At 71.4% G+C, this 10,558-nt stretch carries 11 protein-coding genes; all 11 read right to left on the bottom strand.

Annotation, left to right across the window (positions count from 1 at the left end):
* Positions 1-685, bottom strand: a 685-nt coding sequence (locus VGW35_18860) for an iron chelate uptake ABC transporter family permease subunit (GenBank protein ID HEV8309729.1), incomplete at its 3' end; no start/stop codon positions are given.
* A 22-nt stretch (positions 686-707) separates the two neighbouring features.
* A complete protein-coding gene (locus VGW35_18865; protein HEV8309730.1) occupies positions 708-1,628 on the bottom strand; it encodes a metal ABC transporter substrate-binding protein in 921 nt (306 codons plus the stop codon).
* A 12-nt stretch (positions 1,629-1,640) separates the two neighbouring features.
* Positions 1,641-3,014, bottom strand: a complete 1,374-nt coding sequence (locus VGW35_18870; GenBank protein ID HEV8309731.1) for a hypothetical protein — start codon at positions 3,012-3,014, stop codon at positions 1,641-1,643.
* Positions 3,015-3,099: 85 nt separating this feature from the next.
* The gene (locus VGW35_18875) at positions 3,100-3,411 is read right to left on the bottom strand and encodes a hypothetical protein (GenBank protein ID HEV8309732.1); all 312 of its coding nucleotides are present in this window, start codon (positions 3,409-3,411) and stop codon (positions 3,100-3,102) included.
* 246 nt (positions 3,412-3,657) lie between these two features.
* Entirely contained in the window at positions 3,658-4,065 is a 408-nt protein-coding gene (locus VGW35_18880) for a hypothetical protein (GenBank protein ID HEV8309733.1), read from the bottom strand.
* Positions 4,066-4,104: 39 nt separating this feature from the next.
* Positions 4,105-6,045 (bottom strand): cation-translocating P-type ATPase, encoded by a 1,941-nt coding sequence (locus VGW35_18885; GenBank protein HEV8309734.1) that lies wholly within the window; start codon positions 6,043-6,045, stop codon positions 4,105-4,107.
* A complete protein-coding gene (locus tag VGW35_18890; GenBank protein ID HEV8309735.1) occupies positions 6,021-7,025 on the bottom strand; it encodes a protease modulator HflK in 1,005 nt (334 codons plus the stop codon). Before VGW35_18890 ends, VGW35_18885 begins: the two co-directional genes overlap by 25 nt.
* 1 nt (position 7,026) lies before the next feature.
* The gene (locus VGW35_18895) at positions 7,027-7,953 is read right to left on the bottom strand and encodes a protease modulator HflC (GenBank protein HEV8309736.1); all 927 of its coding nucleotides are present in this window, start codon (positions 7,951-7,953) and stop codon (positions 7,027-7,029) included.
* Positions 7,954-7,966: 13 nt separating this feature from the next.
* Positions 7,967-9,763: a protease modulator HflK gene (locus VGW35_18900; protein ID HEV8309737.1), complete on the bottom strand. Its 1,797-nt coding sequence runs from the start codon at positions 9,761-9,763 to the stop codon at positions 7,967-7,969.
* 165 nt (positions 9,764-9,928) lie between these two features.
* Complete coding sequence (locus VGW35_18905; GenBank protein HEV8309738.1) at positions 9,929-10,219, bottom strand: hypothetical protein; 291 nt, start codon at positions 10,217-10,219, stop codon at positions 9,929-9,931.
* 126 nt (positions 10,220-10,345) lie between these two features.
* The coding region (locus tag VGW35_18910; protein ID HEV8309739.1) for a hypothetical protein at positions 10,346-10,558 on the bottom strand (213 nt) is incomplete at its 5' end.

Here is a 10,558-nt window from a genome sequence, read left to right on the forward strand (position 1 = left end):
CCCACCCGATCCAGAGCCGGGTGCCGATCGCCCCGCCGAGCGCCATGCCGGCCAGGGCCGGGACGATGAGGTACGAGAAGACGAGCAGGACGCCGGCGATGCGCACCGAGCTCGTGACCACCAGGCCGAACGACGCGTAGAAGAGGAAATCCCACAGGCGCACCCGCCACCCCTCGCGGAATGCGGCGTCCGGATCGGTCGAGATCAGCAGGAACGGACGCCGGCAGAGCCAGTGGAACAGGCCGACGACGCTGTAGAGGACCGCGACCTCGGCGACCTCCGGGCCGCGGACCGCCAGGAGACTCCCCACCAGCATGCTGCGGAGATGCTCGGCCCCGTGCGGGGCCTGATCGACCAGGAGCACGGCGGCGGCTGCCGACACCGCATACACTACCCCGATCACCGCTTCCTGAGAAACCTGCCGCCCCCGGGTCCGAGTCAGGGAGAGCACCAGAGCGCCCAGGAGAGTCGCGCCGAGCCCGAAGCCGTAGGAGACGGGCGACTCGAGCTCGAACCCGACCAGCAAGGCCGCAGTGGCTCCCAGGGCGGCGATCTGGGCGAGCGCGATGTCCACGAACACGACCTCGCGGGCGATGACGTGGATGCCCAGATAGGCGTGGATGCCGGTCAGGACCAGGCACATCAGGAACGGCGCCCACATCAGCGCGAGAAGGTCGGCGCTCATCGCGTCGCTTCGACCGCGGCGCTCAGCGGAGCGCCTGGGCGAGGGTCTTGACGTTGTAGTCGAGCCAGTCGAGGTAGGTCTCGGCGCCCTTCACGGCGCCCACGCCGGGCGCGAGCAGCACGACCTTGGCGCCCGCGTCGGCCGCCAGGCGGTCGGCCAGCTTCCGGTCGCCCCACGGCTCCAGGATGAGCACCTTCACCCCGTCGGCCTTCATCTGACGGATGAGCCGCGCCAGGTGCTCCGGCGAGGGCGGGATGCCGGGGCGCTCTTCCACCGTGCCCGCCATGGCGAGCCCGAAGCGGGTCAGGAAGTAGAGCCAGAGATTGTGGTTGACCACGACCCTGGCGCCCTTGAACGGCGCCAGCGTGTCGGTCCAGCGCCCCAGCGCGGTGTCGAGGCGGCCCAGGAATTCCTGGCGTCGCTGCTCGAAGGTCGCCCGCTCGGCCGGGGCCACCCGGGCCAGCCCCTCGACGATGTTCGCCGTGATGACGGGCGCCAGTCCCGGATCCAGGGTGTAGTGCGGGTTCCCGGTGGGGTGGACGTCGCCCATCGAGCGGTCGACGCGCCCGGTCGGCACTTCCAGAACCGAAATGCCGCGGGAGGCATCGACCCGGCCGGGGCCACCCGGCACCAGCAGGGGGTTGTTCGCGCCCTGGATCGACACCTCGGCCCAGCCGTCCAGCTCGAGCCCGTTCATGACGAAGAGGTCGGCCCGCCGGAGCTTGACCATCTGGCTCGGGCGCACCTCCAGGTCGTGTGGATTCTGGTTGCTCCGGGCCAGCGCGTCGACCTCGACCAGATCGCCTCCGACCACCTCGGTGAGAGCCTTGAGATCGGGAATCGACGTCACCACCCGGATCTTGGCGGCCCCGTCAGCCCGCCCCAGGGCGAGGCTGGCGAGGATGATTGCCGTGGAACCGATCACCCGCAGTCGTGGTCGCATGATCGGGCCTCCTCAGAACGGATGCGCGGGATGCGCGCCCAGAATGAACGTGGCCTGGAAGAGGATCTCGTTCAGGCTCTTGAGCGCGGCTTCGACGCCGGAGCGCTCCGTGTGCTTGAATCCGAGCCGGAATCGGAGGAACTCCGAGGGCATGAAGCTCAGGTACGGGCCGATCGCCCACTCGTGCCCGGATTCGTCGGGAAGCTCCGTCCAGTCGTACCGCGCGCCGAGCACCCACCGCCTCCAGGGCTGCCCCTCGGCCCAGAGATAGTACCCGTAGCTCTCCCGGGTCCGGAACTCGGCGCTGACCTCGGGGCCGGTGGGTGGGCTCTCCTCCGTGCCTTCCTTGACCTTGCGGCGGCCGTAGAGGACCTCGCCGCCCAGCGTCAGGAGGGGATGAAGCCAGCCTTCCGGCCTGTACTTGTACTTGGCGTCGAGGCCGGCGTAGTTCGCGCGCTGCCCGGCGGCCGTCACGCCGGTCGCGCCGGACATGCCGAGCTGGAGCGCGCTGGTGTCGGTCAGCTCGAAGAACGTGCGCAACCGGCCCGTCACCAGGGGATTGCGGAGGCTGCCGCGGCCGAACGCGTCTTCGTTGTCCCCGTCGAAGAGCCCCACGATGGCCTGGAGGTAGACCGGCAGGGGCGGGACCCACGTCAGCTCGGCGCCCTTCTCGACGAGGCCCTCGTCGCCGAAGAACCGGACCAGCACGTTCGGGTTGTCGATGAACGGCCGATCGTGCTGGTGGAGCTCGTTGAGCAGCCCGAAGCGGGTCCGCATCTGCCCCAGCTTCAGCTGCGTTCCGAAGGGCAGCGTCATGAGGGTGAGGTTCGCCTCGGCGAGGCTCACGTTGCTCGAGCGCTGTCCGTCCTCGAACTCCTCGCCGACCTCCATCCGTACTTCGGCCCGGGCATAGGGGTCGACCTGGCCGAAGAGCGACAGCTCGACCTCGCGGGGGAAGAACCGGTTCTCCTGGCCCGCCAGCGATCCGGCATGGGCCGTCTCGACCCGGTTCGAGGCGAGGCTCCCGGCGAAGTCGCCGGCGACGCCGATGTCGAACAGGAGCTGCCCGGCCCCCCGGCGCTCGTAGAGCGCGAAGGGCTCGCGGGGGCGCGCCAGCTCCAGGAGCGACGGCGGTCCGCTCGGTGGGGCCTGAGCCGTGACCGGAGGCGCCGCCGGGGGGACGGCGGCCGGTGGCGGTTGCGCTTCCAGCCGCTGTAGCCGCTCGGTCAGGGAGTCGATCGCCTGCCGGTACTGCTGCTGCATCGCGTCGAACTGCCTTCGGAGCTGCTCCAGCTCTCGGCGCAGGGCCTCGGCGTCCTGCGCCGGGGCCGGCGAGGGCGCCAGCGCCACTCCCGCCAGCAGGCAGAGAGCGACGAACGTCCGCATGGTGGTGCCTCCCTCTTCATGGAGCGGTTCACGGCCGGCCCCGAAGGGGCCGACGTCGGCCAGCGGGGTTGAAGACCGGGAGACGTCAGGCTGCGGGGGGAGGCGCCCGAGGGTCGAAGGACGGCCGGGGAGTCGCGGGAACCGACCGTCCGGGAGATGGAAGGGCGGGATCGCCGGCCAGGAGCGGATGCGGGGGCTCGACCACGTCGGGCAGAAGCGCGTTCCCGGGACCGAGATCGAGTTTGGCCAGCGGGCAGTCCTCGTCGTAGAGCGCGGGCGTGCCCTCGGCGTGGACGTGGATCTCCGGAAGAGTGACGAGGACGAGGGCCACGCCGAGCGCGACGGCCCAGAGCCGGGCGGTGAACCGAAGGACGGTACCGGGCTCGCGATCGATCATTCGCGATCGCACTCCTGCGGCTCGATGCAAATCGTTGTGCAATTCATTTTCAGCATTGGACAGCAAACCGCCGCCTCTGTCAAGGGGCCACGGCTACCGCATGTTGCTCGTGTGGCCCAGGGAGTAGCGCCCGGGTTGCGGCCAGACCGTGAGGCCGTGGGGCGACCCGGCGCTCGCCGCGCTGCGACGGCTCGGAGGTGTAAACCGGCGGCGGGGGCGCGACTCACCGCTGACGGGCGGCTCTGCTCAGGGCGCCGGGATGGGCTCCGCGACGGCCTCCAGCCGCTCGAGGTGAGGGATTCCTTCGCAGGACGACAACACCTGACCGGAGGCCGTGGCGACGAGCGGGGAGGAGGTGAACGCGCGGCGCTCGCCCGGGCGGAGCCAGGGGATCCGCGCCGACGCCATCGCCACCGGGGACCCCGTCGCGTCCAAGCCTCGCCACGCCAGCCGCACCGTCACGGTCTCGCTGAGACTGGGATTCTGCACCACGCCGGCCACATGACACTTTCGGGGCGTCGACCCATTGGCGCTGGCCACGAGTCGCTCCGATTCCACCACGGCCGGGCGCCCCGCGCTGCCGTGAGTCGCGACTACGAGCGCGGGAGCCAGGACAAGAAGCCCGCTCATGAGGGCGAACCCGACCCTGGTCATCTCGGTCCGGCCAGGGGCTCCGCTCGCGCCTGACACCGATCATGACTCGGCCGGCGCGAAGCGGAGCAGGCGGGCGCTGTTCACGACCACGACGAACGTGCCGAGGTTCTGCACCACCGCGCCCTCGACGGGGCTGATCAGGCCCAGGCCGGCCACCGTCATGATGGCCAGGCTGCTGCCGATCGCGAAGAGCACGTTCTGGTTGACCACCGCCCGTGTGCGCTGCGCGAGGCGCATCATCTGGGGGAGGCGCCCGAGATCCGTGCCCATCAGCGCCACGTCCGCGCTCTTCACGGCAACGTCCGACCCCATCGCGCCCATCGCGACGCCGACGTCCGCGCCGTCGAGGGCGAGCGCGTCGTTCACGCCGTCGCCCACGACCATGACGCGGCGCCCGCTCGCCTTCTCGTGCTTCACGACCGCGAGCTTCGCTTCCGGCAGGCAGCCGGCCAGAAACTCGTCCACGCCGAGCTCCCGGGCGATGGGCTCCGCGACGTCGGCGCGATCGCCCGTCATCAACAGAGTGCGCGACACGCCGAGCTCGCGGACGGCCTCGATCGCCTCGCGGCTGCCGGGCCGCGGGCGGTCGGCGAAGAGCAGCAGCCCGAGCACCTCCCGGTCGCGCGCGATCCACACGACGGGACCCGCGTGCGGCGGAAACACCTCCGGGGGCTCGAGGCCGGACTCCCGGAGCCAGGCGGCGGACCCGAGGCGCACCACCGTGCCGTTTCGCCGCGCGGCGACCCCCCGCCCCGGCGCTTCCTCGATCGCGTCGGCTTCGACGGCCGCCACGCCGCCGACCGCCGCCAGGATGGCCTTGGACACGGGATGGCGGGACCCCGCCGCGCAGACCGCGGCCTCGTGGAGCACCTCGTCGGGGGTCTCTCCGCCGAGCGACCGCACGGCCACTACCTCGAGCCGGCCCACCGTGACGGTCCCCGTCTTGTCCAGGATCAGCGTGTCGATCTCCCCGAGCGCCTCCAGGAACCGGGTGCTCTTGATGAGGATCCCGAAACGGGACGCGACGGCCAGGGCGGCGGTCATGGCCGACGGGCTGGCGAGGACGAGGGCGCAGGGGCAGCTCACCACCAGGATGGCGATCGCCCGGGTGAGGTCCTGCGTGAAGGCCAGCACCGCGCCCGCCGCCAGGAGAACCGCCGGCAGGTAGTACTCCGTGTACTGCTCGATCAGCCGCACGATCGGCGCCTTTGACCGCTCGGCAGCGCGCAGCAGGTCGACAATCCGGCCCAGCGCGGTCGCTTCGGCCAGATCCGTGACCTCCACCTCGAGGACGCCGGACAGGTTGAGGGTTCCGGCAAAGACCCGGGAGCCGCCCGACACCTCCTCGGCCACGGACTCGCCGGTCATCGTGCTCTGGTCGACCGCGGAGGTCCCGCGCACGACGCGACCGTCTCCCGGGAAGGCCTCGCCGGGCCGCACGACGATATGGTCCCCGGGATGGAGACGGTCGACGGCCACCTCCTCCTCCCCGCGGGGTCCCAGCCGAGCGGCCGTACCCGGCCGCAGAGTCTTCAGCCCCTCGATCGCCGCCCGGGCGCCCAGGATGCTGCGCTCCTCGAAGAAGTGGCCGATTTCCATGACGAGGGGAATGAGGATCGCCGTCTCGAAGTCCCCGGTGGCGAAGGCGGCGAGGAGGGCGACGCTCACCAGCTGGTCCACCGTGGAGTCGGGGTCACGCGCGAGAAAGCCCCGGATGCCGGCTCGCCAGACCGGGACGATGGCGAGCGCGGCGCCGACGGCCAGCAGCAGCGCCGCGATCTCCTCCTGGCCCGGAAAGAGTCGGCGATGCGCGAGGCCGGCAGCAAGCAGGATGCCGGCCGCCAGCGCGCCTCCGAGCCGGCGCGCGATCCGGCGGCGCTCTTCCGACGTCAGCGCCGACTCGATCGTGTCCTGGAGTCGCCCGCTGAGGGGGCGGGGGGTGACCCCGAGCGCCATCACGACCCGCCCGGTCCCGTCCACTCGCCCGGCGTGTTGTCGCTCGGGATGAGGATCCGCCCCGTGTCCGAGCCGGGCGGCACCAGGATCCGTCCGCCCACCGTGGACAGCGCGCGTTCCATCGCTTCGCGGTAGAGCCGCTGATGGACCACCGCCGGATTCCGTCGGTATTCCTCCCGGATCGCCAGGAACGTGGCGGCGGCGCCCCGGGCCTCGGCCAGATGGGCGGCTTCGTCGGCCTCGGCCTGGCGGACGCGGCCCTGGCCGTCGGCGGCCGCCTGGGGCAGCGCCTGCTCCCGATACCCACGGGCCTCATCGACCCGGGTCTTCCGTTCGACGAACGCGCTCTGCACGTCGTCGAAATCGCGTGCCACTTGCGGGGGCGGTCGGAGCGCGGTGAACTCGAGGGCCAGCAGCCGCACCCACTGACCATCCTCATCGAGGCGCTCCTGCGCGCGCCCGATGGCCTGGGCCGCCAGGCGCCTCTGGCCATCGACCAGGACGGCGTCGATCGTCATTTCGCCGAGCGTCCGCGTGAGGGCGGACACCACGGCATCCCGGATGACGGCCTCCGGTGCGACGATCCGGAGCGTCCACGCGACGGGATCGGTGATCTGGTACTTGAGGACCGCGGCGGGCTGGACGATGTTGTGGTCTGCCGTGAGGGCGTACCCGGTGGCCGTGACGTCCAGGCGGTCACCGATGGCGTCCGGCCCCCCCGCGAGCGCCTCGATGCGCATCTCCTGCACGCGCTTCACGGGGACGCGGATGACCTCGTCGACCAGATAGGGCAGGGCGACCAGCAAGCCAGGTCCGTGGACCTGATCGGCGCGCGTCCGGCCTGTCAGCTTCCCGAACCGCAGCCGGAGCGCCACCTCGTCGGGCTTGACCACCGTGATCCCGGAGACCAGGATCGCGATGGCCGCCAGCGCGGCGACCCACTTCAGCAGCCGAAAGGCCGTGGTGAGGCTCTCGAGGAGCGGACCGGACGCCGACGCGGTCATCCTACTTCGCCACCCGACCGGAGGCGGCGCCGCCTCCTTCGGCCGGCCCGGGGGTGTTGAGGAGGGTGAAGGGGGCGGCATCGGTCCGGAGAATGACCGTCGTGCGCTTCCCGAGGAGCGCCTGCAGCGATTCCAGGGAGCGCAGGAACCGGTAGAGCTCGGGGTCTCGCCTCTGGGCCTCGGCGTAGATGCGGGCGGCCTGGGCCTCCGCCCGCGCGCGGATCTCGGCGGCCTTCTGCGTCCCCTCGGCCCGCACGCGGGCCGCGTCGAGGTCGGTCTGGGAACGGATGGCCGCCGCCTCGCGTTCGCCCTCGGCCCGGTAACGGGCGGCGAACTGCCGCCGCTCCGTCCGCATCTGGTCGAAGACGAAGGGCACGTTCTCGGGCGGCAGGCCGAGCTGCTTGAGCCCGATCTGGTGCACGGCCACGCCGAATCGTTCGTGGGCCGTGGCCCGGACATCGGTCAGGATGTCGGTCTCGATCTCGGGAATCTTGAGGCGGCCAGGATCGGTGGAAGCGAGGGCCGCCAGCTCATATCGGCCGAGGACCGCATTCTTGGCGTTGGTCACCAGCCCGTCGAGCCGATCCTCGGCCGTCGCCAGGTCACCGACGGCTTGCAGGAAGGTGAGCGGCTCCCCGACCGACCAGACCACGAACGTGCGCAGCACGATGTTCTTCTTGTCCCGGGTGAGGGTCTCGGCAAAGCGCGAGTTGAAGAGCCGATGGCGAGCATCCATCACCCACACGTGCTCGATCGGCCACGGCCACTTCGCGTGGAGCCCCGCATCGCGCCACACGGCCCGCGGAGCCCCCAATCGGGTGACCACCGCGACCTGCCCCTCGCGGACGGCGACGAAGACGCTCGAGGCGAGGGTCAGCGTCACGATGACGAGCGCGACGGTCAAGCGGACGACGGAATTCCGCATCATCGGCTCTCCGCAGTCAAGGGGTCTGTGTCCCGGGCCGTATGTCGATCCAGAGCTCACCGGCGCCCGTCCGAAGTCGGTGGTCCACGACGAACAGGCTGCGGTCGGCGAGGCCGTCCTCCAGAGCTTCCAGCCGCCGGCGAAACCGGAAGAGCTCCGGCGACGTCCGGGAGGCGCTCAAGGCGGCCCGGAACCGGGCCGCGGCGCCTTCGGCGTCGGCCAGGCGGCGGGCGGCCTCGGCTTCGGCCTCCCGGATCGCGCGAGTCGCCTCGGCCTGCGCGGCCGGCGCGGTGGTTTCCTGATAGACGCGGCCACGCGCGGCGCGCGTCTCGCGCTCGATCTCTGCGCTGACCACGTCCTCGTAGGCGCCCGCGATCCCCACGGGCGGGTGGAGGCTGATGAAGCCGACGTGGAGGATCGCCAGGCCGAGGCCCTGGACGTCACACGCCTGCTGCAGCGTGACCGCGAACCGCTTCGCGAACTCCGTCCGGTCGGCGGTGAGCAGGCGGTCCAGGTCGGTCGCCACCGTCTCCCGCATGAGGAGCCGGTACGCCAGCGCATCGAGGGTCTCGCGCGGGTTCTGCGAGCCGAAGGCGAAGGCGACGACGTCGCGAATGCGATAGCTGACCGTCGCGTCCACCGACACCAGCTCCCGGCCCTCCCCGAGGAGCAATTGGTACTCCTCGCCCGCATGCGTCCGTCCCCACAGGAGGGAGTCTTTCGGGGGTCCGGCGTAGCCGAGCCCCAGCGTCTGGACCCTCGTCACCGGGTAGCGATCCATCGTCTCCAGGGGCCAGGGCCACTTGAGGTGGAGGCCCGGACTGACGGGAGCCCGGGACACGAGACGCCCGAACCGGAGGCGGATCCCCTGCTCCTGGGGGCCGATGACCACGAGCATGGTCGACGCCCAGACGAGCAGGATCAGGCTCGCCAGGAGCATGCCGAGGCTCCGTCGTACGAAGCCGATCGCCCAGGTCGACCGGAGCGAGAGACCCAGGCGCCGTTCGGCAGCCGCCATCAGGCTGTGGAGGGGACTTCCCCCATGGAAGAGCGTGGTCAGCGTGATGAGCTGGACGGGGACGACGATCTCCGGCCACGGCGCCCGGTTCCGGAAGGCGTGAAAGAGGCCCCGGAGCCATAGCTCGGCGGCGCACAGGGTGCACACCCCGACCAATACCAGGGCGATCCCGCGACCGAGATCGAACGCCTCGAGGCCCAGGCCACGCGCGAGCAGGCCGACGCCGGTTAGGGCCGACACCCAGTGGCCCCCGCGGAGCCACTCGACGAGCCCTGCGGATTCCGGGAGGCGCGGGGACGTCAGGGCCGTCCACCGCGATGCGACCATCAGCAGAAAGGCGAGGAGCCCGAGGACGAGGCCGACGAGCACGGTGATCCGCGCGGCGGGCCCCGAGCCCAGGTCGCCCCGGAGCGACAGGACGCTCAGGCCCAGACCCGCCGCGCCCCCCAGGGAGAACATGAGGGCCACGCCCTCACGCCCATAGCGCGCGAGCTTCGCCTGAGCCTGTGCGGCAGGGGTCGAGCGTCCCTCCGGCTCCCCGGCTGGTCCCTCGGGCTCCTCGGCATCCCGGGTTCGCTGGACCTCGCTCCGCAAGCGCGCCACACGCCCGCTCGTGTAAAGCGTGACGGCGAGAAGAAGCATGTAGACGGCGAGCGGGGCCAGCGCCCCGTAGTCCAGCCCATGCTGTCCCACCAGAGTCACCAGCGCCAGCCCGAGGGCCGCGCCGGCCGCGCCGAGCAGCGGGCCCGCGAAGCGAGCGGCCGCGTCGAATCGGGGAGGTAAGAACCCGGCCACGCTATCGGCTCAGGCGTTTCATGCCATCATTCCTCTCCTGCCGCCCGAGGCCGGCCCCCGCGAACATGATCGACCGCAGGAATGGCGCGCCGCGAGGAGTCTGCGGGTCGCGATTCCGGGAGACGCCCGGCCTCGGAGTGACGGGGTGCTACGAAGGCCGACGACTCAGGTGGCGATCGGCGGGCCGCGCGTGCTGAGCGAGAGGACCGAGATGTCGAGAGCGCCTCTCGGGGGCGCCGGGACTCGCAGGTCCACGACGGGGATTGGCTGAGCCAGGTCCAGGGCGGGGAGGAGCCCGGGCTCGCCCGGCCCCGCGGCCAGTCGGACGGAGGGACACTCCTCGTCGTACCAGGCCGGACCCGCGTCGTGGTGCTGGTGGACCGCGGGGGCCTCCACCGCCACCAGCATCAGGGAGAAGATGGCTGCCAGGATGCGGGAGACTCCCCAGAATGCCATCGCCGCCCGAAGTATAGCACGCCTTCCTAGAGACCTTACGCGGGGATGCCGGTCGATGGATGCTATCCAAGCCGAAGCCGACCAGCGCAATGGAGCCGGCTACGGGGCCGGCTCCGATTGCCACGACTATCGACCGGGCGGCGTCCGAATCTCCGGAGACTCGAACACGACGCGAGAAGCGGCCTCGGTCTGCAGCGTCGGGCGTCCCGCCCACGCGCGACTCGCGATGAACCCGTGGGTCGGGGCGAAGAGCCAGATCACCCCGAAGAGTCCCGTGGCCACCAGGACGATCGTGCCCCCGGCGGCCAGGCCGGCGTGGTAGGACACGAAGAGCCCGAC

This window comes from Candidatus Methylomirabilota bacterium, from assembly GCA_036005065.1.
Classification (GTDB): domain Bacteria; phylum Methylomirabilota; class Methylomirabilia; order Rokubacteriales; family DASRDR01; genus DASYQW01.

What these genes read in the sequence shown, in the direction of transcription:
- VGW35_18865 (HEV8309730.1), bottom strand. Translation starts at nt 1,628, where the DNA reads ATGCGACCACGACTGCGGGTGATCGGTTCCACGGCAATCATCCTCGCC.
- VGW35_18870 (HEV8309731.1), bottom strand. Translation starts at nt 3,014, where the DNA reads ATGCGGACGTTCGTCGCTCTCTGCCTGCTGGCGGGAGTGGCGCTGGCG.
- VGW35_18875 (HEV8309732.1), bottom strand. Translation starts at nt 3,411, where the DNA reads ATGATCGATCGCGAGCCCGGTACCGTCCTTCGGTTCACCGCCCGGCTC.
- VGW35_18880 (HEV8309733.1), bottom strand. Translation starts at nt 4,065, where the DNA reads ATGACCAGGGTCGGGTTCGCCCTCATGAGCGGGCTTCTTGTCCTGGCT.
- VGW35_18890 (HEV8309735.1), bottom strand. Translation starts at nt 7,025, where the DNA reads ATGACCGCGTCGGCGTCCGGTCCGCTCCTCGAGAGCCTCACCACGGCC.
- VGW35_18895 (HEV8309736.1), bottom strand. Translation starts at nt 7,953, where the DNA reads ATGATGCGGAATTCCGTCGTCCGCTTGACCGTCGCGCTCGTCATCGTG.
- VGW35_18905 (HEV8309738.1), bottom strand. Translation starts at nt 10,219, where the DNA reads ATGGCATTCTGGGGAGTCTCCCGCATCCTGGCAGCCATCTTCTCCCTG.